This window comes from Phyllobacterium brassicacearum, assembly GCF_003010955.1.
In the GTDB taxonomy this organism is placed as follows: domain Bacteria; phylum Pseudomonadota; class Alphaproteobacteria; order Rhizobiales; family Rhizobiaceae; genus Phyllobacterium; species Phyllobacterium brassicacearum.
In genome coordinates this window covers 32575-55369 of record NZ_PGGO01000008.1, presented here as the reverse complement: position 1 = coordinate 55369, position 22795 = coordinate 32575, and the positions used below count along the sequence as shown (strand labels likewise).

At 55.8% G+C, this 22795-nt stretch carries 23 protein-coding genes and 1 tRNA gene; 8 read left to right on the top strand and 16 right to left on the bottom strand.

What is annotated here, in order from left to right; all coding sequences use genetic code 11:
* The first annotated feature begins 19 nt into the window (after positions 1 to 19).
* The 3 genes from CU102_RS12220 to CU102_RS12210 all read left to right on the top strand — a co-directional run bounded on the left by CU102_RS12220 (position 20) and on the right by CU102_RS12210 (position 2644).
* The gene (locus tag CU102_RS12220; protein ID WP_133624654.1) at positions 20 to 436 is read left to right on the top strand and encodes a hypothetical protein; all 417 of its coding nucleotides are present in this window, start codon (positions 20 to 22) and stop codon (positions 434 to 436) included.
* A 589-nt stretch (positions 437 to 1025) separates the two neighbouring features.
* Positions 1026 to 2288, top strand: a complete 1263-nt coding sequence (locus CU102_RS12215; RefSeq protein ID WP_106711384.1) for an SAM-dependent methyltransferase — start codon at positions 1026 to 1028, stop codon at positions 2286 to 2288.
* Entirely contained in the window at positions 2285 to 2644 is a 360-nt protein-coding gene (locus CU102_RS12210; protein WP_106711383.1) for an MmcQ/YjbR family DNA-binding protein, read from the top strand. Before CU102_RS12215 ends, CU102_RS12210 begins: the two co-directional genes overlap by 4 nt.
* Before the next feature lie 159 nt (positions 2645 to 2803).
* Here CU102_RS12210 and CU102_RS12205 read toward each other — a convergent pair whose 3' ends face one another.
* Positions 2804 to 3289: an Lrp/AsnC family transcriptional regulator gene (locus CU102_RS12205; RefSeq protein ID WP_106711382.1), complete on the bottom strand. Its 486-nt coding sequence runs from the start codon at positions 3287 to 3289 to the stop codon at positions 2804 to 2806.
* Positions 3290 to 3441: 152 nt separating this feature from the next.
* Between CU102_RS12205 and ald the strand changes: the two genes are divergently transcribed.
* The gene (ald, locus tag CU102_RS12200) at positions 3442 to 4557 is read left to right on the top strand and encodes an alanine dehydrogenase (protein ID WP_106711381.1); all 1116 of its coding nucleotides are present in this window, start codon (positions 3442 to 3444) and stop codon (positions 4555 to 4557) included.
* Between the two features lie 47 nt (positions 4558 to 4604).
* On the opposite strand, the gene CU102_RS12195 is transcribed toward ald, so the two are convergent.
* The 8 genes from CU102_RS12195 to CU102_RS12160 all read right to left on the bottom strand — a co-directional run bounded on the left by CU102_RS12195 (position 4605) and on the right by CU102_RS12160 (position 11544).
* Positions 4605 to 5078 carry a DUF1203 domain-containing protein gene (locus CU102_RS12195; RefSeq protein ID WP_106711380.1) on the bottom strand — a complete coding sequence of 158 codons (474 nt, stop codon included), beginning with the start codon at positions 5076 to 5078 and terminating at the stop codon, positions 4605 to 4607.
* A gap of 72 nt (positions 5079 to 5150) precedes the next feature.
* A complete protein-coding gene (locus CU102_RS12190) occupies positions 5151 to 5588 on the bottom strand; it encodes a hypothetical protein (RefSeq protein WP_106711379.1) in 438 nt (145 codons plus the stop codon).
* Between the two features lie 93 nt (positions 5589 to 5681).
* Positions 5682 to 6218: a GNAT family N-acetyltransferase gene (locus tag CU102_RS12185; RefSeq protein ID WP_106711378.1), complete on the bottom strand. Its 537-nt coding sequence runs from the start codon at positions 6216 to 6218 to the stop codon at positions 5682 to 5684.
* A gap of 3 nt (positions 6219 to 6221) precedes the next feature.
* Positions 6222 to 7073 carry a 3-mercaptopyruvate sulfurtransferase gene (gene sseA / locus CU102_RS12180; protein WP_106711568.1) on the bottom strand — a complete coding sequence of 284 codons (852 nt, stop codon included), beginning with the start codon at positions 7071 to 7073 and terminating at the stop codon, positions 6222 to 6224.
* Positions 7074 to 7075: 2 nt separating this feature from the next.
* Positions 7076 to 7822, bottom strand: coding sequence for an alanyl-tRNA editing protein (locus tag CU102_RS12175; RefSeq protein WP_106711377.1), 747 nt, complete (start codon positions 7820 to 7822; stop codon positions 7076 to 7078).
* Positions 7822 to 8856, bottom strand: coding sequence for a cysteine synthase A (locus CU102_RS12170; RefSeq protein ID WP_106711376.1), 1035 nt, complete (start codon positions 8854 to 8856; stop codon positions 7822 to 7824). Before CU102_RS12170 ends, CU102_RS12175 begins: the two co-directional genes overlap by 1 nt.
* 160 nt (positions 8857 to 9016) lie before the next feature.
* Positions 9017 to 10351 carry a DEAD/DEAH box helicase gene (locus CU102_RS12165; RefSeq protein ID WP_106711567.1) on the bottom strand — a complete coding sequence of 445 codons (1335 nt, stop codon included), beginning with the start codon at positions 10349 to 10351 and terminating at the stop codon, positions 9017 to 9019.
* Between the two features lie 329 nt (positions 10352 to 10680).
* A complete protein-coding gene (locus tag CU102_RS12160) occupies positions 10681 to 11544 on the bottom strand; it encodes a DMT family transporter (RefSeq protein ID WP_106711565.1) in 864 nt (287 codons plus the stop codon).
* Positions 11545 to 11660: 116 nt separating this feature from the next.
* Between CU102_RS12160 and CU102_RS12155 the strand changes: the two genes are divergently transcribed.
* Entirely contained in the window at positions 11661 to 13067 is a 1407-nt protein-coding gene (locus tag CU102_RS12155; RefSeq protein WP_106711566.1) for an aminotransferase-like domain-containing protein, read from the top strand.
* Here CU102_RS12155 and CU102_RS12150 read toward each other — a convergent pair.
* From CU102_RS12150 to ade, 5 genes are all read right to left on the bottom strand, one after another.
* Complete coding sequence (locus CU102_RS12150; RefSeq protein ID WP_106711375.1) at positions 13064 to 13600, bottom strand: DUF1697 domain-containing protein; 537 nt, start codon at positions 13598 to 13600, stop codon at positions 13064 to 13066. The genes CU102_RS12155 and CU102_RS12150 overlap by 4 nt on opposite strands.
* Positions 13597 to 14154 (bottom strand): DUF1697 domain-containing protein, encoded by a 558-nt coding sequence (locus CU102_RS12145; RefSeq protein ID WP_106711374.1) that lies wholly within the window; start codon positions 14152 to 14154, stop codon positions 13597 to 13599. The genes CU102_RS12150 and CU102_RS12145 overlap by 4 nt, the downstream gene beginning before the upstream one ends.
* Before the next feature lie 6 nt (positions 14155 to 14160).
* A complete protein-coding gene (locus CU102_RS12140) occupies positions 14161 to 14397 on the bottom strand; it encodes a hypothetical protein (RefSeq protein ID WP_106711373.1) in 237 nt (78 codons plus the stop codon).
* 78 nt (positions 14398 to 14475) lie between these two features.
* The gene (gene ilvA, locus CU102_RS12135) at positions 14476 to 15735 is read right to left on the bottom strand and encodes a threonine ammonia-lyase IlvA (RefSeq protein ID WP_106711372.1); all 1260 of its coding nucleotides are present in this window, start codon (positions 15733 to 15735) and stop codon (positions 14476 to 14478) included.
* Entirely contained in the window at positions 15732 to 17543 is a 1812-nt protein-coding gene (gene ade, locus CU102_RS12130; RefSeq protein WP_106711371.1) for an adenine deaminase, read from the bottom strand. The genes ilvA and ade overlap by 4 nt, the downstream gene beginning before the upstream one ends.
* A gap of 258 nt (positions 17544 to 17801) precedes the next feature.
* Here ade and CU102_RS12120 point away from each other — a divergent pair, with 258 nt between their 5' ends.
* The 3 genes from CU102_RS12120 to CU102_RS12110 all read left to right on the top strand — a co-directional run bounded on the left by CU102_RS12120 (position 17802) and on the right by CU102_RS12110 (position 20828).
* Complete coding sequence (locus CU102_RS12120) at positions 17802 to 18779, top strand: tripartite tricarboxylate transporter substrate binding protein BugD (protein ID WP_106711369.1); 978 nt, start codon at positions 17802 to 17804, stop codon at positions 18777 to 18779.
* Positions 18780 to 18853: 74 nt separating this feature from the next.
* A complete protein-coding gene (locus tag CU102_RS12115; protein WP_106711368.1) occupies positions 18854 to 19315 on the top strand; it encodes a tripartite tricarboxylate transporter TctB family protein in 462 nt (153 codons plus the stop codon).
* Between the two features lie 10 nt (positions 19316 to 19325).
* Positions 19326 to 20828 (top strand): tripartite tricarboxylate transporter permease, encoded by a 1503-nt coding sequence (locus CU102_RS12110; protein WP_106711367.1) that lies wholly within the window; start codon positions 19326 to 19328, stop codon positions 20826 to 20828.
* Between the two features lie 32 nt (positions 20829 to 20860).
* Here the strand turns inward: CU102_RS12110 and CU102_RS12105 are convergent, their stop codons facing one another.
* Positions 20861 to 22357, bottom strand: a complete 1497-nt coding sequence (locus tag CU102_RS12105) for an ArnT family glycosyltransferase (RefSeq protein ID WP_106711366.1) — start codon at positions 22355 to 22357, stop codon at positions 20861 to 20863.
* Positions 22358 to 22471: 114 nt separating this feature from the next.
* Positions 22472 to 22557: transfer RNA gene (locus CU102_RS12100), tRNA-Leu, on the bottom strand.
* Between the last annotated feature and the right edge of the window lie 238 nt (positions 22558 to 22795).

Genomic DNA, 22795 nt, shown 5'->3' with positions numbered 1-22795 from the left:
TAACAAACCGGGAGTGAATATGAAACTGTCTTTGCGGCTGACCGCCCCCTTCCTGATGCTTGCGTTGAGCGGGTGCGCCGGGATCGACTATGCAAAATCGAACTATGGCGGTTATCCGAAACAGGAGTTCAAAACCGCAGGCGGACAGTCGTTCGAGATCATGGACAATCCGTCGCGGGGGCGCCTGATGATCGGGCCCGGCTCCGGCGGCGGTGCAACAGAAGGCTTCGTGAAAAATCTGGGAATGGGCGTCGCCAACAGCCTTGTTGCGACCCCTCCGGTCGTCTATCGCGATGCCGCCGAACAGTTTCTGCGCAGTACAGGCCGCAATTGCACGGCTCAGGACGTGACGGCCATCATGGAACCGCGCTACGAGGTCCGCTATCAGTGTATGGGCGGACGGACAAACCAGGACAGAATGCTTGGCCCGGCCTAGGTTGGCGAGACTTCATCAAATGAAGTCGATCCTGTTAACCCGGTCTTTACCATGATCGTTCACCTTGTACCCAAGCGCGATTTGTGTGGCGTACGCGCTTCCAACTTTTTCACTGCGTCATCATTTTGTCGTAATGACCGGCTAATGATGAACCATAGCGAATAGTTTATTTCCATCTTTGACCACGGATGTACTGGCACTGATGTTGAGGTAAGCTTAGGAAGGTCGGGTAGCTCCCGGCCTTTTGCTTTTTCGAGCCTGTTACAAATAGAAGTATTGTTGATTTTTACAACCAAACATGTAGAATGGTATTCGACAAAAGTATCATTATACAATCCAAGATTGCATAGATTCCAAAGAAATCACCTCGCATCTCGAGGTTTGTTTTGGTGTATTACTCGCACATTACTGCAGGGTATTAATATATTATCTCTCAGATGCGCCAACGATAGGGGCGCATATTCGCAGAGCGGCAAATCCATAGGGAGCTGTGTGGCGGTCAGTCATGTACAGCCGATGGTTGAATGCATCTTGAACATTTGTCTTTTGGCGGCAAAATATTAAGCTGGCAGACTGAAAGATCGAGCAGATGACGGATCAGACAAACACCCCATCTTCCGAAACGCCGGCGCAGCTCAAATGGCTGACGCCGGAGAATGTTGGCACGGTATTGAAGGGCCTCCCGCTCAAGGCCCAGGCAGCCTTGCGTGCCGGCGCCCATCTTCCCCGCGGCACTCTGACGATTACGACTCCTGACAGGAAGGTCTTCAAAGTGGGCGGCAAGCAAACCGGGCCGGACGCTTCGCTTGTCCTGCACAACTGGAACCTGCCGCGACGTGCCTTTGCCGGCGGCACGATCGGCGTCGCCGAATCCTACATGGATGGCGACTGGGACAGCCCCGATGTTGCCACCTTTCTCGAACTTTTCGTCGTCAATGAGCAGGTCGGCGAAGATCTTGCCGGAGGCTCCAACTGGTTTATCAATACCGTACAGAGAATGCGCCACTGGTTGAATGACAACACGCGGACGCGTTCGCGCAAGAACATCTCGGCACACTACGATCTCGGTAACGCGTTCTACCGCGAATGGCTTGACCCAACGATGACCTATTCCTCGGCGCTGTTCGGCGAAGGTGCCAATGACCTCGAAAGTGCGCAGACCGCAAAATACCGCGCCCTCGCCCGCAATATCGGCATCACGGCCGGCAGCAAGGTTTTGGAGATCGGTTGCGGCTGGGGCGGCTTCGCCGAATATGTCGCGCGTGAGGTTGGTGCCTATGTGACGGGGCTCACGATCAGCCGGGAGCAATTCGAATATGCGACCCAGCGCGTGCAGAAGGCAGGCCTTTCCGACAAGGTCGACATCAAATTTCAGGACTACCGCGACGAAACAGGGAAATATGATCACATCGCCTCGATCGAAATGTTCGAGGCAGTCGGCGAAAAATACTGGCCCGTGTTTTTCGGCAAAGTGAAGGAATGCCTCAATCCGGGCGGCAGTGCCGGGATGCAGATCATCACCATCAATGACAAATCCTTCGATCGCTATCGCAAGCGTCCGGATTTCATCCAGCGCTACGTGTTTCCTGGCGGAATGCTGCCGACACCGGAAAAGCTGAAGAGCCTCGGCAAGGATTTCGGCCTCAGCATGTATCGCGAGAACGTTTTCCCGCAGGATTACGCCCGGACACTCGCCGAATGGCGCCAACGCTTCTGGGGTTCCTGGGACCGGCTGCGCCACCTGGGCTTCGATGGCCGTTTCAAGAAGCTCTGGGAGTTCTATCTCTTCTACTGCGAGGCCGGCTTCCGGTCCGAATACATCGATGTGCGCCAGGTGTTCTACAAATCATGACAACCGATACGCTCGACGAAGCATTTGAACGCGTGTGGAGGATCGCGGACGGGCTCCATCTTCCCGAGCTAGTCCGCAGCACAACCCACGGCACGCCCTCGTTGAAAGTGAAGACATCCTTCATTGGCCGCTTGAGAGACAAAGACACCTTTGCCATCCATTGCCCGCTCGAGGAAAAACCGCTCCTCATGGAGAACGTCCCGAACATTTATTTCGAGACCGACCACTACAAGGGTTGGCCGTACGTCCTGATGCACCTCGACGCCGTTTCAGATGCCGAACTCGCCCATCGCATCAAACTCGCCTGGCACGCCAAGGCGCCTGCCAAAGTCAGGAAGGCCGCGGCGACGCAATGACGATCCGGTTGGACGGAGAATCCGATATCCGAGGAAGGTTTGAACAGGAATGGTGCAAATTCGGACAAGAATCGGCGATTCCTGTTCAACGAATGGCAATTCCGGTACAGGATTCTCAACTCCAGCGCGAAATATTGGTGTGGTGACGCGAAGTTCCCGCTAACCTGCGATTTCTATGAGCGCTGTCTCAACCCCGAGACCGGTTCGGTCCGCGACTTCCCGCAAGGCAAATGACGAGTTGATTTTCGTGACATGCGGCATCGCCGAAAGCCAGAATTTGTGTATCCGCTCATAGTCTTCGAGATCTTTTGCCGCAATTCGAAGCAGATAATCGTATTCGCCTGACATGAGATAGCAAACCAACACGTTGGGGCAACGCTTTACCGCTGTTTCGAACTCACGAAGCTGCTTGTCCGCCTGCCCGGAAAGAGAAATATTGACGATTACAATGACCGGATGGCCGAGCATCTTGTTGGAAAGCCGCGCATGATAGCCGCGAATGACACCCGACTTTTCCAATATATCCAGCCGCCGCGAGCACGCCGATTGCGACAGTCCGACCTTCTCGGCAAGCGTCGCATTCGACATGCGGCCATCCTTCTGCAGGCTGTCGAGAATGGCGATATCAATCCTGTCCAATGACATTGTTCGAGCTTTCTTCGATAAATGCACGATATTGCGCAAGAATATTCGAAAATGGAGCCTCCGTCGAGCCTTCTTGGCAAGGACATGCGACACGATTCGTGGTGTCATATCTGTCTCAAAAGGGAACTCTAAAAACACTAACAGGAGGCGTTATGCGCGTAGGCTGCCCGAAGGAAATAAAAAACCATGAATATCGCGTCGGCCTCACTCCGGGGGCCGTACGCGAATACATCGCCCATGGCCATACGGTCATCGTCCAGTCCGGAGCTGGCATTGGAATTGGCGCCGACGACGGAGCCTATCAGGCAGCAGGCGCAAAGATCGTCAAGACTGCAGAAGAAGTTTTCTCGCAATCAGATATGATCGTCAAAGTAAAAGAGCCACAGCCATCAGAATGGGTGCAGCTTCGCGAAGGTCAGATTCTCTATACCTATCTTCACCTTGCCCCGGATCCGGAACAGACCAAAGGTCTCTTGGCTTCCGGTGTTACCGCCATCGCCTACGAAACTGTCACCGATGACCGCGGTGGCCTGCCGTTGCTTGCGCCTATGTCAGAAGTCGCCGGTCGCCTTGCGATACAGGCCGGTGCGACCGCGCTCCAGAAGGCCAATGGCGGGCGCGGCGTGTTGCTTGGCGGCGTGCCAGGCGTCCTGCCCGGCAAGGTCACCATCATCGGCGGCGGCGTTGTCGGCATCAATGCGGCGATGATGGCCACGGGGCTCGGCGCCGACGTGACGATCCTCGATCGTTCGATCCCGCGTCTGCGCCAGCTGGACGACCTCTTCCGCGGCCGCATCCATACCCGCTACTCAACCATCGAAGCCCTTGATGAAGAAGTGTTTTCTGCCGATATCGTCGTTGGCGCGGTTCTCATTCCTGGGGCGGCCGCTCCGAAGCTGGTCACTCGCGAAATGCTTTCCGGTATGAAGAAGGGCGCCGTCATTGTCGACGTCGCCATCGACCAGGGCGGCTGCTTCGAGACGTCCCACGCCACCACCCACTCAGAGCCAACCTACGAAGTCGATGGCGTCATTCATTACTGCGTCGCAAATATGCCGGGAGCAGTCCCGGTCACGTCCGCCCATGCCCTCAACAATGCTACCCTGCAGTATGGCTTGCAGCTGGCTGACCGCGGCGTCAAGGCGCTGGTCGACAATCCGCACCTGCGCAATGGCTTGAATGTCCACAAGGGCCGTGTGACCAACCAGGCGGTCGCCGAGGCGCTCGGTCTTGAAATGGTCGAGGCTAAATCAGTCCTGGCGGCTTGATTTAATTATATAATAACGAAAAGCCCGGAGTTTTCTCCGGGCTTTTTTCATGTCAACTCTATACGGCACTGGAAACAGTTGTTCCGAGCGGACCGCATGTGCACATAGGCAACATCATCGCGTCTCAGAAGTTCGTCGGCCCGATTCGCAATGTCGCCGGTCTTGATAACCCCACCCGTCCCATAAACAATCCGGTCCTGGCACGAATAGCCACGGAGGATATAGTCGCTGCTCTCACGAAACATCGCCGGCATTTCCGCCGTTTCCTCATAACGCACGCATTCGTCCGCGTGCAGAAAAATCGGGCCGGTTTCTGCATAGGGTTGCGGCGCCGGAAATGGCCGGTGCGACAGGATGAGATACCTGTCGCCCGCCCTCACATTCTGCAGGCAATGACGGCAGGGTACGCCGTCGCCATCTGAAATGTGCACCTCCGGCTTCTGGCCGTTAGCGTCTGCCCCGCTCGCCTGGTAGTGGCGGGTAAGTGTCGTGGGCATTGCAATGAATCGGATATTGCTCATCGGGTGAACTCCTTTGTTAAAGCAAAGAAAACACCTCGGTTCGCACTTTAGCCACCCGATTCTTGCCGCATTTCACTTCGTCACCGTAATATGAACAGTGACATAACTATAAGCATCGCTACCCGGAGCTTTGCTCGAAACGATCAGCTGATCGGTACCGACGAAGCCCGGCTTAGACGTGTAGTAAGCCCCAACCGCCGCTACTTTGCGACTGTTGCACTTGTGTAGTGCATGACCCGCCGCATATGAAGGAGAAATTGAGCCTTGCCAAAGATCGATTGTACCATTCGCTGGAGGAGTCGCGACCTTGAAGGCCGGAACTCTGCCGCTTGAGCAATCGGGATTGACCATGTGGGTGCTGAGCAGGCCCGTTTTGTGGTCCGATTTTGCAGAAATCGTGAAAGTAGTCGATCCAGTCCGCGTCGTTGTCAGCTCCGAAGTTTGACAACCCGCAACCAACAACACTGACGAAATTGCTGCCGCGGTCAGCAATACTTGCTTTGAATGCATTTAATTCCCCTGAGACCATTCGATAACGGGCTCGTAGAGAGATTCTCGGCGCTCGGCTATACAACTAAAGGTGGAAAAAAGGAGATACGAATACTAATTCCACGCTTCTATTTCTGCTTCTGCAAAACTGACGGGCTTGAAGCCCATTCTTTGATACATTTGCAGTGCTCGCGGGCTATCCAGCGTATTGGTCTCAATGATTACTTTTCGCGGACTACTCATCCATGCGGTCGAAATCGCCTCGTTGAGGAAGAATTTGGCGAGCCCCCGCCCCTGAAATTCCGGCACCAGGCCGAAATACAAGATCTCGGTTACGCCTTCGCCCTCATCGAGCACGAGTTCGAAGAAGCCTGCGGGCGAGCCATCGGCATAAAGCACATGGATGTCGACATTCGAACGATGGATGATCGCCGCCAAATCCCGATCGCTCAGATGACGATGCACTGACCAATGATGCGGCTTGCCGACCTGCTCGTAAAGAAACCGGTAGAATGGCAGGGAAATTTTCGTTGCCCGCATCAGCGCCAGCTTGAAGGCAACAGGGGTCGGAACCGACTGCGTCGGCCGTTCCGTCATTTCCAAGTGCGTAACACGCGTTTTCAGGATGCGTGGCTTGACTATGTCACTCATGACTTACGCTTCACCGGTTACGACCGGAGTATCCCTGGCTCCGCCCCACTCGGTCCACGAGCCATCATAAAGCATATTATCTTTGTGGCCGAGGGATTCGAGAGCAAGTGTAATCACTGCCGCCGTGATACCAGAACCGCAGCTTGTGACGATGGGTCTGGAAAGGTCGACTCCCGCCTGGTCAAAAACCTGCCGCAGGCCATTGATATCCTTCAGATACCCATTGTCAGCAAGGCTCGAAGACGGGACATTGCGCGCGCCCGGCATATGCCCTGAACGGAGCCCTTCCCGCGGCTCAGGGTCAACACCCTTGAAGCGGCCTGCCGACCGCGCATCGGCTATTTGCCGTGAGCCACTGTCAACGATCGTTCGCATGTCCGAAAAGCTGGCAACCTTCCCGGCATCAAATTTCGGCATGAATGCTGACGGCGCGATCTTCGTTGCCGTGTCAGTGACCGGTCTGCCGACGTTCTTCCAATTTTCGAATCCGCCGTCGAGCACGAAAACGTTCTTGGCACCCATGGTCCGGAACATCCACCAGACCCGCGGCGACGTGTGCATGCCAGGACCGTCATAAACGACAATCGTATCGTCACTTGTGATCCCCATGCTGCTCACGGCGGCGGCAAACACTTCCGGCTTGGGCAGGGTGTGCGGCAGCGGGGACCCAGGATCAGACATTTCCTCGTGGTCGAAGAAGATAGCACCCGGAATATGCGCCGCATCATACTCTGCCTTGGCGTCACGATTCTGAAACGGGAAATACCAGGACGCATCCAGGATACTCAGACCTGGTTGACCGAGCCTTTCCTGCAACCAATCGGGCGAAACCACATAAGCGCTCTTGTCCGTCACGTTCATTCTCCCTCCGGCAAGGAGCCAAAGCGGATACGAAACCGCCGGTTTTCCTTGCCCTTCTTCTCAATTTTTCCGATATGGACGGCACCAACCTCGCCGGTGGTTGCGACGTGGGTTCCGCCGCAGGGCTGCGAATCCACTGATGCGTTCTCCCCAATGCATACGAGTCTTATGCGTCCTGTCCCCGCAGGCGGACGAACATTCTTGGATTTGATCAGGCCCGGATTGGCCGCCAATTCCTCGTCAGTGATCCAGCGCGTGAAGATGGGGTGGTTGGCATTGACCAGTTCCATCATCTTCGCGGTCACGCCTTCCTTGGTCACACCGGCGTCCGGAAGGTCAAAATCTACCCGGCTGTCATCCTCGCCAACCGCAGCACCCGTAATCGGATAGGGACAAACGACGCTCAGCAAGTGACATGCCGCGTGCATGCGCATCAATTTATATCGCCGCTCCCAATCGATGCGGAGCCACAATTTCTCCTCCACTAACGGCACTGCCTGATCGGGTGCAGGGATATGAATGATCTCTTCCTTGCTCTCGCCGGTCACCGTCGTAGCAATCGCGATAGTCGAACCATCGGAGCGAACAAAAACGCCGCTATCACCCGGCTGACCGCCTGACGTGGCGTAGAACACCGTCTGGTCGGTCAGTATGCCGCCACGTTCGTTGATCGCAAGCACCGTCCCTTCGATAACCTTGAGGTAGGAATCGTCGCGGAAGAGAATTGCTGTATCGTATGCCATCAGGATTTATTCTCGTACGGAACGGATATATCGGTTTTCGCTTCCATCCATACCGGGACAGGCAGATCCTTGGAGCGCAAGAACTCCGGATTGAACATCTTTGATTGATAGCGATTGCCGTAATCGCACAGGACCGTCACGATGATGTGGTCGGGTCCCATGTCCCGCGCCATGCGAATGGCGCCGGCAACATTGATACCCGACGAGCCGCCGAGGCAAAGCCCCTCCTCTGTCACCAGATCGAATACGACCTCCAGCGCTTCCGCATCGGGTATCTGATAGGAAAAGTCAGGCCTAAAACCTTCAAGATTGGCGGTAACGCGGCCTTGTCCAATGCCCTCGGTGATGGAGCTTCCCTCGGCTTTGAATTCACCGGTTGTGTAGTAGGAGTAAAGCGCCGCCCCTAGCGGATCGGCGAGCCCGATCTTGATCGACGAATCCCTTGCCTTCAGCCCCTGCGATACACCAGCCAGCGTGCCTCCGGACCCAACCGCACAAATGAACCCGTCCACCTTGCCATTGGTATCGCGCCAGATTTCCTGCGCTGTGGTTTCGACATGCGCCTGGCGGTTGATGACGTTGTCGAATTGATTCGCCCAGATTGCGCCGTTCGGTTCGCTTTTTGCCATCTGCGCGGCCAGACGCCCAGAGACCTTCACGTAATTATCCGGATTTCTGTAAGGAACGGCCGGTACTTCCACCAGCTCTGCACCCAGTAGCCGCAAGGCATCCTTCTTTTCCTGGCTCTGGGTCTCTGGGATGACGATAACAGTACGGTAGCCCAAGGCTTTGGCGACCATGGTGAGGCCAATACCGGTATTGCCGGCCGTGCCTTCGACAATCACGCCACCGGGCCGGAGCAATCCGCGTTTCTCCGCATCACGAATAATATAGAGCGCCGCACGGTCCTTCACCGACTGGCCAGGATTCAAGAACTCGGCCTTGCCATAAATTTCGCAACCAGTGAGGTCGGACGCTTTCTTCATGCGAATAAGCGGCGTGTTTCCGATGGTATCGATCACTGAATCAAACATGGGGCCCGGTCCTTCATTCTGCTGGACCTGAACCTATTTGCCCCGGCTTAAGCGTTCAAGCGCAGAATTTCTCAATCGAGAGGATAAGCAGATATTTGAGCCAGCAAAAAGCCGCCGGCACGATGTGCCGACGGCTCGATAACGATTTCAGCAATGCCGATCAGGCTGCCTTGGCACCGAAGCTCTTGCGCTTGTTGCGGCGAAAAGGACGCTTCTGTGCCGGCGCACCGGCATCATTGCTCCAGACCTTTTCGCCGCGCGCTTCACGCGGCTTGCCTGCAGATTGACCGCGATGCGGCTTCTTGCCCGGAGCACCGCTACCGCCCTCACGGCGCGGCGGGCGCTGATCGCTATTTGCCGCGCGGGCCGGCAGGCTCGATAGATCGATCGGCGAATCTGCCATGGGCAATCGCATGCGCGTGACACGCTCAACGGCCTTCAGCTTTACGCTTTCTTCGGCCGGATCATACAGCGTGATCGCAGAGCCCGAAGCGCCGTTGCGCCCGGTACGGCCAATACGATGGACATAGCTCTCCGGCTCATCCGGCAGATCGAAATTGATCACATGGCTGATGCCGACAACATCGATGCCGCGCGCAGCGATATCAGTTGCCACGAGGACACGCACGGAACCGTCCTTGAAGCCGTTCAGAGCACGCTGGCGGGCGTTCTGCGACTTGTTGCCATGAATGGCAGCAACTTCGTAGCCGTCCTTCTCGAGTACGCGAGTAACAGCATCGGCTCCATGCTTGGTGCGGGTGAAGACAATGACCGAGGCCAGCGTCTCATCCTTGAGCATGGCCGAGAGAACCTGCTTCTTCTGCTTCGTCGGGATCATATGCACAACCTGCTTGATCTCGGCAGCCGTCGTGCCTTGCGGGGCAACTTCAACACGAACAGGATCGCGCAGCAGGCCAGCTGCCAACGCAGCCACTTCCTTTGGCATCGTCGCGGAGAACAATGCGGTCTGACGGTCGCGATGCGTCCCCTTTGCGATGCGCTTCACATCGTTGATGAAGCCCATATCGAGCATGCGATCGGCCTCATCGAGCACCAGCCAGCGTGTCTCAGAGAGATCGACGCGGTTGTCGCGAACAAGGTCGGTCAAACGGCCCGGCGTCGCAATCAAGACGTCGACGCCAGCCTGCATTTTGTTGATCTGCGCCACACGCGATACACCGCCAAGCACGAGAGCCGTAGAGATGTGCGCACCCTTGGAGAGCTTGCGGATCGTCTCTTCGATTTGCACTGCAAGCTCACGGGTTGGCGCAAGGATCAGCGCGCGGGCTGTCTTGCCTTTGCGCTTGTCACCGATGGTGATGATTTTCTGGAGGATCGGCAGGCTGAACGCGGCCGTCTTGCCGGAACCTGTCTGGGCGATGCCAAGAATATCCTGACCGGCGAGCTGTGCAGGGATAGCCTGTTCCTGGATCGGCTTGGGAGTAGCCATTCCAGCTGCCTCGACTGCCTTCAGCAGTACGGCATTCAGGCCCATGGCGGCAAAGCCGGTTTTTTCAATAGTTTCCAATTCAATCTTCTTTCATTGGCCGGCGCGGAAAGCCGCGGGCCACACAACGCATCACAGGGCGCAACCTGCGTGCAATAATTTTGGGATAAACGACGAGACGCGAGGAACCCTGCGCCAATGGCTTTGGGTTCATGCGACTTGCGCAGCCGTGCCCATCGCATCATGCGGATGGGTCTCAGACGCCACGAAGTCCTCAATCGGAAGACCGGGTTGCCCGGTCCAAGCGCCTGAGCGGCATATGGGCCTTCTCATGCAAAAAAGCAAACGATTTTATTGTGCGGCGCAAAAATGCGCTTTCACCTGGCGAAACGTTTGGCACCGGCGACGCACAAAATAACGGCAACGGTAACAACGACCATCGGCCAGCCAACTGGTTCGTGCAGGAGCGTGGCAGCCAGAACCAGACCAAAGAATGGCTGCAGCAGCTGGAGCTGGCCCACTGCTGCGATTCCACCCTGCGCCAAACCGCGGTACCAGAAAACAAAGCCGATCAGCATTGAGAACATCGAGACGTAGACGAGGCCGATCCAGGCAGGCTCGCCAACGGCGCTCCAGTTCCCAGGCATGACATAGACAGTCAGTGGCAGCATGACCGGCAGTGAGAGCACAAGTGCCCAGCAGATCACCTGCCATCCACCAAGCTTGCGTGAGAGCTGGGCCCCTTCGGCATAACCCAGCCCACACACGACGATTGCAGCGAACATCAGGAGATCGCCGGTTATCGACGCAGAAAGATTTTGCGTCAGCGCAAATCCTGCCACGATCAGGCTACCCAGAACTGAGAAAAGCCAGAACAGCGGGCGCATTCGTTCGCCGGCGCGGATGACCCCAAAGATTGCCGTGGCCAGCGGTAGCAGTCCGATAAACACGATGGAATGTGCCGCGTTGATGTGGCGCAGGGCCAGTGCGGTCAAAAGTGGAAAACCAACGACAACGCCCATTGCCGTCACGAACAGCGCTCCCAGATCTGATTTCGCCGGGCGCTTTTCGCGGAAGGCCAGCAGCAGCGCGAGGCCCAACAGGGCAGCGATGGTGGCGCGGGCGCTCGTTACGAAGATCGGATCGAAGTCTGCTACTGCGGCACGGGTTGCCGGAAGCGATCCGCTGAAAATCAGCACACCCAAAACGCCGTTGATCCAGCCTGCCGTTGTTTTGTCCATGCTCACTTGTCCAATCGCCAATTTCATTTTGACGTCTATCAATCGCAATCAATGGATTTTCCAGATAAGGTGCAGTACAATTCATACAAACTGTAATGGCATGGGAATCAATACAGATGGACGAAAGCGTTGCGATAAACCGCGAAACCATCACGCTTGTTGAGCGCGTAATGCAGGCCGTCCGTCAGCGCATCGCTGGACGAACGCTTGTGCCGGGTGCGAAACTGCCTTCGATCCGTAGCTTCGCGGAAACGATGGGAGTGTCAAAATCGACAATCGTCGAAGCCTACGACCGGCTGGCGGCCGAGGGCGTTATTCAGTCGCGACGCGGATCGGGCTTTTATGTGGCCGGTCATCTGCCACCATTGTCCTTGGCCGAGATTGGTCCGCGACTGGATCTGGCGATCGATCCGCTCTGGGTATCTCGCACTTCCCTTGAAGCGGGTGAGGCTGTTGCGAAACCCGGTTGCGGCTGGTTGCCTTCTTCATGGATGCCGGAAGACGGCATTCGAAGGGCACTGCGCGCATTGGCGCGGGGAAAAGACTCTTCCCTCGCCGACTATGCACCACCACTCGGAATAAGTGCGCTACGGCAACATCTTTCGCGTCGTATGGCGGAACATGGAATTGAAGCCGCAACCGACCAGATCATCCTGACCGAGTCGGGTACGCAAGCAATCGACCTTCTCTGCAGGTTCCTGATTGAACCTGGACATACGGTGATCGTCGACGACCCCTGCTATTTCAATTTTCATGCTCTGCTCAAGGCCCACCGTGCCAAGGTGATTGGCGTGCCCTACACTCCCTCCGGACCGGATCTCGAATACTTTGCCAAAGCGCTCACCGAACACCACCCTCGCCTCTACATCACCAATTCTGCGCTGCATAATCCGACTGGTGCTGTACTATCGCCCGTCATCGCCCATCGGCTGCTCAAGCTCGCCGAACAGTACAATGTCACAATCATCGAGGATGACATCTTTGCCGATTTCGAACATGAACCGGCCCCTCGCCTTGCGGCGTTCGACGGCCTTGACCGTGTTGTGCACATCGGGAGTTTCTCCAAATCTTTGTCCGCGTCCGTTCGCTGCGGCTTCATAGCCGCTCGGCGGGATTGGATCGACGGATTGGTGGATCTTCGCATTGCCACGTCCTTCGGCGGCGGTCGATTGGCTGCTGAACTCGTCCTTTGCATGCTGACCGATGGCACCTATCGCAAACACATGGATGGTTTGCGAACGCGTCTGGCTCGTAGCATGGGTGAAACCAGTTCAAAGCTGAAGTCCCTTGGCCTCACACCATGGATCGAACCGGCAGGAGGCATGTTTCTATGGTGCAGGTTGCCGGGCGACGCGGACGCTGCAGCAGTGGCGCAGCACGCGCTTGCAGAACGGGTGGTTTTCGCGCCTGGCAATGTCTTCAGCCAATCGCAATCGGCAAATTCCTATATGCGATTCAACGTTGCGCAATGTACCGATCCCCGCATTTTCGAGGTTCTGCAAACCGCTCTTGCATCAACCTAGATTGCAGCCGCCATTTTCTGGATCGTCAGGACAGTACGCCAGTTGCGCGCGGTCAGCGGGACCTTCAACACCTTGTCGAGAGCAAGGGCCAGCTTCGAAGTCCCAAACCCATCCGGCGTATAGAGATAAAGAACGCGGTTCCTCAGCGTGAAGCTTTCCGACTCGGAGGCTTTGCCGGCGAAGTCTGCCAGAGCTGACTCCGTGGGATCGCCGTCGAGAATGACCGCGTGAAGTGATTTCGGATTGTCGCTGGCCCCCGGGTAAGGGTTTTTGGCAATCATGCAGTTCCATTCATCGATATTGCGAACAGAGACGCGCGATTCGAAGCCGAATGTCGTTGGAAACAAGGCCGATATGCTCTCGCCGACACGACGCGCTGTCTGGTTGGACGTGAGAACCAGATTGCCGCTTTGAATATAGGTTTTCACATCGGTAAATCCTGCCTTGTTCAGCACCGTGCGAAGCGTCTCCATTTTCACGACCTTGTTGCCTCCGACGTTGATACCCCGAAAAAGCACAATATAGGTCGTCATCGCATCTCCTTGTCCTGCCGGTCTGCCAATTGCTCAAGCTTCAGAACTGTATTCCAGTTACGCGCTGTAGTGGCAACTTTTAACGTCGACTCAATTTTTCCGTGCAACTTGGATTCGGATGCCCCTTGCGGCGGATAGTAATAAAGCACCTTATCCACGATTTCGAACTGTTCCGGCAACCCGAGTGCTTTGCGGTTCAACGCCTCGACGGCTTCGGCGTCCGGCTCTTTCTCCATCAGGTAAGCGTGGAGTTTGTTGCCCTCTGCCGTCCGTTCCGGGAACGGATTGTTGGCGATGAGTTTCTTCCACTTGGGCCTGCTGACGATCATGATCGCTTTCGAAAAAGCAAACTTTTCCAGAGTAATAGCTGCAACTCTTTGTACAATTTGTCTAGGAGACAGGCCGGAAGTCAGGACCACGTTGCCGGTATTGATATAGGTGGCGACGCGCTCGAACCCATCCTCGATTAACGCCGCCTTTAACGGTTGGACTGGTAGTAGCGTCGCGCCGCCTACACCTCGAAACAGGACGATGTAGGTTGTGTGACGCCCCATGCCGCCTCAGGACCTGACGCCAAGAATACGCCTCCAAGGCGTTAGGCCAAACCGTTTGCTGACAACAAGATATGCAAAGATCAACAGGACAGCGACAAGTACAGACCCAAGGGAGATGCCATTTTCCGCCAAACCAGCCAGAAGTTTTGCGAAAAGAAAACCGAAAACAATAAAGGTTATGAGATCAAGAACGAAGGCGAGGACGATGCGCCAATGTGCCGTCGGCTGTTGCACGTCGTTCATCAGAAACCCTCCCCGCCCAAACTCAACTGAAAGCAAACCTACATGCGATCAATATAGAACAGCAACCCTTAGTTGCATTCAAATGATCAACCCTGCGATGGCTTCATTCTCGGTGATGTCCTGATATGCCCAACCAGCTTCGTCAAAGCGTTTGAACAGAATATCAAAATTGACCTTGTTCTTGGTTTCGATCCCAATCAGCACTGAGCCGAAATTTCGCGCGGACTTCTTGAGATACTCGAAACGTGCGACATCGTCCTCTGGGCCCAACAAATCGAGAAAAGATCGCAAGGCGCCGGGCCGCTGTGGGAAGCGGAAAATGAAATATTTCTTCAACCCTTCATAGCGCAGCGACCGTTCCTTCAGTTCGGGTAACCGCTCGAAGTCAAAATTACTGCCGGAAATGACCAGTATGATCCGTTTGCCCTTGATATCGCTCTTCTTCAGATCCTTGAGTGCATCAATAGCAAGTGCACCCGCCGGCTCCACGACAATACCTTCGACGTTGAGCATTTCCAGAATGGTTGAACTCAAGCGGTTTTCCGGAATCAAAGTGACAGCATCAGACGTGAAACCCTTGAGAAGCTTGAAGTTTTCTCGCCCTATCTCGGCAACCGCCGCGCCATCAACGAAATTATCGACGGCGTCGAGCTTGATGCGTTTACCCGCTTCAAGACTGCGCTTCAGGCTTGGAGCACCTGCTGGCTCAACAAAACGGAACCGGGTTTCCCAGCCAAGATCGGCAAGATAACGTGTGACACCACCAGAAAGACCGCCTCCGCCAACCGGCAGTATCATCAAATCGGGCTTGCGCTTGTCCGGCAGTTGCGCCGCGATCTCGTGCGCGACCGTCGCCTGCCCTGTAATAATGTCCATATGATCGAAGGGAGGTACCATCACCGCCCCGGTTTCCGCTGCGTAGTCTTGGGCGGCGGAATAACATTGGTCGAAAATATCACCCACCAGACGAATTTCGATGAAATCTCCGCCGAAGCTACGCGTCTTGTCGATCTTTTGCTGAGGCGTTGTCACCGGCATGAAAACCACGCCCTTCTTTGCAAAATACCGGCAGATAAATGCAAAGCCCTGAGCGTGATTACCTGCCGATGCACAAACAAAACTGGAGGTCTCCGATTTGTGCTCGTTCAGATAGTGGGAGATGAAGTTGAACGCCCCCCGGATCTTGTATGAGCGCACCGGCGACAAATCCTCGCGCTTCAGCCAGATCTGCGCACCATACTTGTGCGAAAGATAGTGATTGAGTTGCAGCGGTGTTTCCGGGAAAAGAGCGCGCATCTTTTCCGTCGCGCGGTCCACGGCCTTGATGAATGCAGTCATAGGAATAGGTCAACCTTCTCGAATGTTCTGACATCGATAATGCCGACATCGGAAATGCGCAATTCCGGTATTACCACGAGCGCCAAGAGCGAATGCTGCATATAAGCATTGTTGAGGCTGCAGCCCATCGCACGCATGGCGTCGACGAGCTTGTCAGCTTTCTCCGCAACGATTTCGGCGCGCTGATCGGACATGAGCCCCGCAATCGGCATCTCCACAAGAGCAAGCTCACGACCCTTGGAAAACAGAACCACACCACCCCCGACCTGACCAAGCCGGTTGGCGGCCTTCGCCATGTCGTCCTTGTTGGTGCCGACTACGATCATGTGGTGGCTATCGTGGGCGACAGTCGAGGCCATCGCACAATCAAGCGTATAGCCAAAACCAGAGACGAAACCGTTGACCACCGCCCCCGTCCCACGATGTCGCTCGACGAGAGCGATCTGGCAGACGTCATTACGCCGGTCCATTTGTACAATGCCGTCGGAAACAGCAAGATCTGCTTCCAGCGCCTTCGTTGGCGCCTGATTCTCGATGACGCCGATAACCCGTGCGGTGAGGTGCCTGGCGGGTTTCGGAGCTTTTATGTCGAAATCCCGGGCATTCAACTTCTTACCAAGCTTGATCGTATTCTTGGCGAATGACGGATAATTGTATGTTGGTATCTCAGTGATGAGCTTGCCCTTCTCCGCCAGATGCAGGCCTCTCGCATAAACCCGGTCGATCGTCAGGTTCGCGAGATCAGACACGATCAAAAAGTCTGCGAGACGTCCAGGGGTGATAGAGCCGATCTCCCGCTCCAGCCGGAAATGCTGCGCTGTGTTAAGGGTGGCCATCTGGATCGCGGTGACTGGTTTCAACCCTTGCGCAATCGCGTGCCGGACAACGCGATCCATGTGACCTTCATTCACCAAGGTTCCAGAGTGGCTGTCGTCCGTGCACAATATGAAATTGCGCGGATCCAGCCCCTGTTCCGTCACTGCCTTGATCTGGCTGGCAACATCGTACCAGGCAGAACCAAGGCGCAACATGGCGCGCATGCCCTGCCGCACCCGTGCAATGGCATCTTCCATGCGCGTGCCTTCATGGTCGTCTTCTGGTCCACCCGCCACGTAGCCGTGGAAAGCCCGGCCGAGTTCCGGTGATGCAAAATGGCCGCCAACGGTTTTACCGGCTTTGACCGTCGCATCGATCCCGCCGCGCATGGTCGGATCATTGTTTGCGACGCCCGGAAAGTTCATCACCTCACCTAGCCCGACAATGTTCGGCCAGGTCATGGCCTCGGCGACGTCCGCGGGAGTGATGACGGCTCCGGCGTGCTCCAATCCAGGAGCGGAAGGCACGCAACTCGGCATTTGGACATGCACGTTGATAGGCATGGCGAGCGCTTCATCGTGCATCAACCGTACGCCCTCAAGTCCAAGAACATTGGCGATCTCGTGCGGATCGATAAACATGGACGTCGTGCCATGAGGAATGACGGCACGGGTAAATTCAGTCACTGTAACCATGCCGCTTTCGACATGCATATGGGCGTCGCAAAGACCTGGCACCAGGTAACGCCCGCCCGCGTCCACCACCTTGGTTTTGGGTCCGATGCAGTGCTCCACACCGTGGCCGACAAAGGCGAAGCGCCCCGCCACGATTGCGATGTCCATACCCGCAATAATTTCTCCGGAGTAAACACTGACGAGCCGGCCATTGCGCACGACCATATCTGCGTGCCTGCGACCCATGGCGACATCCACCAGCAAGGGAGCCGATTCCGGCCATGCCGCAGGTTTGTTGCCTTTTGCCTGTTTGCTCATCACGCACCCTCTGATCATCCGTTCCTAAGACCAATGCATATACGAAAATGAAACGCCGCGGTCCTGTTCACAGGAGAATTGTCAAAAAAATCTGCGAAGCCCATGAATTACTTGACAGACCCATCATCGTTGCATCCGATAGGGTAAATGCTACGCGCTGAGTATGCTGCTGCCAATCCGCGAGAAGAAAAGATGTTAGCGGCACCACCGGCATGAATGCGTTAAAGCTGTCTGAATGCATGTCTGGGAGGAACATCGATGCATAAACTCTCTATTTTTCTTGCTGCGACCGCAGCCCTTGCCTTGGTCTCCGGCACGGCCGGGGCCCAGGGTTATCCCGAGCGCAGCATCACCATGGTGGTGCCTTTCGCAGCGGGCGGCCCGACTGACACGGTGACGCGCCTTGTTGCAGAATCAATGTCGAAAGATCTCGGTCAGCAAATCATCGTGGAGAACGTTGGCGGCGCCGGCGGCACGCTCGGAGCATCTCAGGTAGCGAAGGCTGAACCGGATGGATACACCCTTCTTCTCCACCACATCGGAATGGCAACGAGTGCCACGTTATACCGCAAGCTGCCTTATGACACGATGAACGCTTTTGAGTATGTCGGGCTCGTCACAGACGTTCCGATGACGATCGTCGCCAAGAAGGATTTCGAGCCTACGGACATGAAAGGCCTGATTGAGTACGTCAAGGCAAATGCCGACAAAGTCAGTCTTGCCAATGCCGGTATTGGTGCCGCATCCCATCTGTGCGGCATGTTGTTCATGAGCGAGATCAAAACGCCGCTGGTGACCGTTCCCTACAAGGGCACCGGTCCCGCCATGACCGATTTGCTTGGCGGGCAGGTCGATTTGATGTGCGACCAGACCACCAACACCACGAAACAGATCAAGGGCGGCACGATCAAAGCATATGCCGTGACATCAGCAAAGCGCCTGGATGCACTTCCTGACCTGCCAACAGTCGCCGAATCCGGATTGCCAGGCATGCAGGTTGGTATTTGGCACGGTATCTACGCACCGAAAGGCACACCTGCTGAAGTCACGCAAAAGTTGTCGGCGTCGCTGCAGAAGGCGCTGAAAGATCCGAACGTTGTCGCCCGCTTTGCCGAACTCGGGACAGTACCCGTAACGGATGCGGAAGCCACTCCGGAAGGGCTCAAATCAAAGCTTGAAAGTGAAGTGACGCGCTGGAAGCCGGTCATCGAAGCTGCCGGTCAATACGCCGACTGACCAATGCGGGATCAGGAGCGGACAGCCGCTCCTGATCCTTCAAAGGAACCAAAAGAACGGCGGAGGAGGAACGCATGAAATCATTGAGCTTCAGTATGCGCGATTTGATATGTGGACTGCTTTTTATTGCGGTTGGCCTGTTCTTCGCCATTCAGGCCTATGGTCTTGAACTCGGAACGGCGTTTCGCATGGGCCCCGGATATTTTCCCCTCGTCCTTGCGGGTATCCTTGTGCTACTCGGCATTATCGTCATCATTCAGGGCACACAGCTCGAGCACGAGCCAATGGGCCCGATCGCCTGGCGTGGCTTGCTGTTCATACTGCCCGCCCCCATTTTCTTTGGCTTGACGGTGCGCGGTTTGGGATTTGTTCCTTCGTTGTTCTTGACTGGTCTCCTCGCGGCTTTTGCCAGCACCAGAATGCGGCCCGGAACTGCCCTTCTCCTGGTGGGCGGGTTGACACTCTTTTCTGTAATCGTTTTCAGCTATGCTCTCGGCCTGCCCTTCCGGCGTTTCGGCCCTTGGCTTGGACTGTGAGGGGCGAAGCATGGATCTTCTCAGTAACCTCGCCCTCGGATTTGCCACAGCGGCATCGCCTTGGAATCTGTTATTCTGTCTGACCGGAGTCCTGCTGGGAACACTCATTGGCGTGCTTCCCGGCATTGGCGCAACGGCGACCATTGCCATGCTCTTGCCGATTACGTTCCAACTGGAACCGGTTTCTTCTCTCATCATGCTGGCCGGCATTTATTACGGCGCACAGTACGGCGGCTCGACCACAGCTATCCTTATCAACATGCCGGGCGAATCTTCGTCTGCGGTGACCGCTATCGACGGGTATCAGATGGCGCGCAGGGGGCGGGCGGGAGCGGCACTGGCTATCGCCGCCATCGGCTCGTTCTTCGCTGGAACAGTATCGACAGTCCTGGTTGCGGTGTTTGCACCACCATTGACGGCCATTGCTTTGCAATTCGGCTCGGCCGAATATTTCTCGCTGATGATTGTCGGCCTCGTTTCCTCGATCGCGCTGGCACATGGCTCGGTTGTCAAGGCGCTCGGCATGGTCGTGCTCGGCCTCCTTCTCGGCCTTGTTGGCACCGACATTTACACGGGGACCCCACGCTTCAACCTTGGTATCCTGGAACTTTCGGATGGCCTGAATTTCGTCGCACTTGCGGTCGGGGTATTTGGTATTGCGGAGATCCTGCGCAATCTCGAAAACGAGCATGAACGCGATGTGATGATCAAGAAGGTCACCAATCTCTGGCCAACGCGCGAGGATTGGAAGCAGATGACAGCTCCGATCCTCCGAGGCACCGCAATTGGTTCGGCGCTCGGGATTCTGCCCGGTGGCGGGGCAATTCTCGCATCCTTTGCCTCCTATACGGTCGAAAAACGTATCTCCAATTCCCCCGGGGAATTCGGGAAGGGCGCGATTGCCGGTGTAGCTGGCCCGGAATCAGCCAACAATGCCGGCGCTCAAACATCCTTCATCCCGATGCTTACTCTTGGCATTCCCGCCAATCCCGTGATGGCACTGATGATCGGTGCGATGATCATCCAGGGTATCGTGCCTGGCCCCAACGTCGCCACCGAGCAGCCAGCCTTATTTTGGGGAATCATTGCTTCGATGTGGATCGGCAATCTCATGCTGATACTGCTCAATCTGCCATTGATCGGGCTGTGGGTAAAATTGCTGACGATTCCCTATTATATGCTGTTCCCCGCCATTATCGCGTTCTGCTCAATCGGCGTTTACAGCGTCAACTCCAATGTCTTTGACCTCTATGCCGTCGCCTTCTTTGGCCTTATGGGCTACGGGCTTGCGAAGTTGCGTTGTGAACCGGCACCTTTGCTGCTTGGATTCGTTCTCGGGCCCCTGCTCGAAGAGCACCTGCGCCGTGCCATGATCATGTCGCGCGGCGACCCCACGACCTTTCTGACAAGGCCGATTAGCCTCATTCTCCTGCTGCTCGCCGTGGGGGTCCTCGTAGTTGTGCTGCTGCCGAGCATTCGCAAGAAGCGCGATGAGGTATTCGTCGAGGATTGATCTCTGGAACAGAGCCTTCCGCCCTCTGAACCTCAACGGGCCGGGAGGATGACGTAGCTCACTTTCTCCGAGCGATCCGGATAATATTTGTACGTGAGTTCGATCGATTTGATGTTGGCAGGTGGCATCACAATGCCAGCTCCGTTCATTAGTCCCAAGACCGTCGGGTTCATCCCTTCGCCAAACCAGACGAACAGTGCCGGCAAATGGATGCGCGACGCAGCGTTTGGCATTTCCGCATGCACCGGCGTGATGGAGTTGTCAAACAGACGCAGATTTCCGGGCAATTGCGGACCGTCGGAGACGACAGTGCCGAATGCCCCCTCGGCACGGGTGACAGCAAATAACCTTGCGTAGTCCAACTGGCCGATCGAAGGCGCCTTGCCATCGCGGGCATACAGCATATTGATCGCCAACCCTGGTATGACAATCAAAGCGCAGATTGCACCGACCACGGCGAAGCGTTTCAGCGGTAGATGACTTGCAGTGGAGCGCTCAAGAACAATGGCAAGAAACAATGGAGAGAGGAAGAGGATGGGCTGCAGCCATCGATCCTTGACCTCAGCTGCACCGCTGATGAGGACCCCGACGAAGACGCCGGCCAGTGCAAAAATCAGAATTCTGGCAATGAGCCTTTCGGCATCGGCCCAGACCCGCTTTTCGGGAGCCTGATCTGCGCGGCTTCGCCACCAAGCGATTGCAGAGAACGCGAGCGCAACGCCAGCAAATAGAACGCTGTTGAGAAACAGCTTCCATTCACCATGAAGCCTGCTGATGAAAAACTGGCCACCGGAGTTCATCTCAAACTTGTGAGTACGCGCAAGCAGGTTTTCCGTGTGTGCGAGCGCCCAGAGTCCCGTCGGTGCGATGGCTGCAGCAAACGCGAGTGCTGCCAGAATGCTCGTGCGCGACAGCAACACCGAACGGTAGACCGGTATTGAAATGCCGGCCAGGATAAGCGCGAGAAGGAAGAAGCTAGCATTGAACTTTCCCAGCAAAGCGCAGGCAAACCCGAGCCCCAAAAGCATGGCAGAAAGCCAGGAACGCGATTTCATGTGCCATGCGAACGCCAGAAACGCCCAAGCGCAGCCGGTCGTTGCGCCCACGGAATGCGTGAGCGTGCGTTGGGATTCCCAGGCGATCTGTGGAAGCATAAAGATTCCCACCATCCCCGCAGCAGCCACCGTCCGGGAAAGACCGAGCAAGCGCGCGCCGAAATAAACACTTGCGAATAAGCTGGCCAGCATTCCGAACTTTACCAAGTAGATCGTGAACAGGCTGATCCCGAGCACACTGCCCGCAATGCTGTTTATCCAGGTGTAAAGCGGCGGCTGTGAACCGCCATAGCCCCACTGCAGAGCTCCTACATAGGCCAGTTGTTCAGCATCATCGACACCCGCGCCGTTTGAGATGGTGGTCAGAAAGAAGATCTGGAAGGCGAAATATAACAATACGAACAGCAGCGCCGGATTTTCCGAGGCAAACCCTCTAATCCTGTCGCCAGGAGATTGGACCGAAATGGCAGGCATCGCTTTCTCACACTGTTAAGTGCGCCGCTTGTATTCGAAGTTGAATTCCAAATCCACCCGTCGTGGCTCCGGGGCAGTTTCAGCGGCGATCACATTGTCAGGAATGGCTCTTCGTGGTGCGGACGGCGGGGGTCGAACCCGCATGACCTATGGCCGAGGGATTTTAAGTCCCTTGCGTCTACCAGTTTCGCCACGTCCGCACTGTAGGATTTCAATTACTTAGGAGATTCACGGAAAGCAAGGTTGCACAACGCAAAATTTGTTGTGCAATTTCATGTTCTTTGGTTGTTCCTTCAAACATGACCAAATCCTTCCATGCTGGTCTAACTGGCTTTTATCCTGCACTTCGACCATTGGAGATTTGGCTTCAAGTCGCCACTACCCGTTAGAATATCCTGTAGCCAACCGAAGGGGCCGGCCCATGGTTAAATCTCATCG

What these genes read in the sequence shown, in the direction of transcription:
- CU102_RS12170 (WP_106711376.1), bottom strand. Translation starts at nt 8,856, where the DNA reads ATGTTTGATTCAGTGATCGATACCATCGGAAACACGCCGCTTATTCGC.
- CU102_RS12175 (WP_106711377.1), bottom strand. Translation starts at nt 7,822, where the DNA reads ATGGCATACGATACAGCAATTCTCTTCCGCGACGATTCCTACCTCAAG.
- CU102_RS12110 (WP_106711367.1), top strand. Translation starts at nt 19,326, where the DNA reads ATGGATCTTCTCAGTAACCTCGCCCTCGGATTTGCCACAGCGGCATCG.
- CU102_RS12195 (WP_106711380.1), bottom strand. Translation starts at nt 5,078, where the DNA reads ATGAGCAATATCCGATTCATTGCAATGCCCACGACACTTACCCGCCAC.
- CU102_RS12155 (WP_106711566.1), top strand. Translation starts at nt 11,661, where the DNA reads ATGGACGAAAGCGTTGCGATAAACCGCGAAACCATCACGCTTGTTGAG.
- CU102_RS12205 (WP_106711382.1), bottom strand. Translation starts at nt 3,289, where the DNA reads ATGTCATTGGACAGGATTGATATCGCCATTCTCGACAGCCTGCAGAAG.
- CU102_RS12120 (WP_106711369.1), top strand. Translation starts at nt 17,802, where the DNA reads ATGCATAAACTCTCTATTTTTCTTGCTGCGACCGCAGCCCTTGCCTTG.
- CU102_RS12210 (WP_106711383.1), top strand. Translation starts at nt 2,285, where the DNA reads ATGACAACCGATACGCTCGACGAAGCATTTGAACGCGTGTGGAGGATC.
- CU102_RS12145 (WP_106711374.1), bottom strand. Translation starts at nt 14,154, where the DNA reads ATGGGGCGTCACACAACCTACATCGTCCTGTTTCGAGGTGTAGGCGGC.
- CU102_RS12185 (WP_106711378.1), bottom strand. Translation starts at nt 6,218, where the DNA reads ATGAGTGACATAGTCAAGCCACGCATCCTGAAAACGCGTGTTACGCAC.
- ade (WP_106711371.1), bottom strand. Translation starts at nt 17,543, where the DNA reads ATGAGCAAACAGGCAAAAGGCAACAAACCTGCGGCATGGCCGGAATCG.
- CU102_RS12105 (WP_106711366.1), bottom strand. Translation starts at nt 22,357, where the DNA reads ATGCCTGCCATTTCGGTCCAATCTCCTGGCGACAGGATTAGAGGGTTT.
- CU102_RS12220 (WP_133624654.1), top strand. Translation starts at nt 20, where the DNA reads ATGAAACTGTCTTTGCGGCTGACCGCCCCCTTCCTGATGCTTGCGTTG.
- ald (WP_106711381.1), top strand. Translation starts at nt 3,442, where the DNA reads ATGCGCGTAGGCTGCCCGAAGGAAATAAAAAACCATGAATATCGCGTC.
- CU102_RS12115 (WP_106711368.1), top strand. Translation starts at nt 18,854, where the DNA reads ATGAAATCATTGAGCTTCAGTATGCGCGATTTGATATGTGGACTGCTT.
- CU102_RS12140 (WP_106711373.1), bottom strand. Translation starts at nt 14,397, where the DNA reads ATGAACGACGTGCAACAGCCGACGGCACATTGGCGCATCGTCCTCGCC.
- CU102_RS12215 (WP_106711384.1), top strand. Translation starts at nt 1,026, where the DNA reads ATGACGGATCAGACAAACACCCCATCTTCCGAAACGCCGGCGCAGCTC.
- ilvA (WP_106711372.1), bottom strand. Translation starts at nt 15,735, where the DNA reads ATGACTGCATTCATCAAGGCCGTGGACCGCGCGACGGAAAAGATGCGC.
- CU102_RS12190 (WP_106711379.1), bottom strand. Translation starts at nt 5,588, where the DNA reads ATGCATTCAAAGCAAGTATTGCTGACCGCGGCAGCAATTTCGTCAGTG.
- CU102_RS12165 (WP_106711567.1), bottom strand. Translation starts at nt 10,351, where the DNA reads ATGGGCCTGAATGCCGTACTGCTGAAGGCAGTCGAGGCAGCTGGAATG.
- CU102_RS12150 (WP_106711375.1), bottom strand. Translation starts at nt 13,600, where the DNA reads ATGACGACCTATATTGTGCTTTTTCGGGGTATCAACGTCGGAGGCAAC.
- CU102_RS12160 (WP_106711565.1), bottom strand. Translation starts at nt 11,544, where the DNA reads ATGGACAAAACAACGGCAGGCTGGATCAACGGCGTTTTGGGTGTGCTG.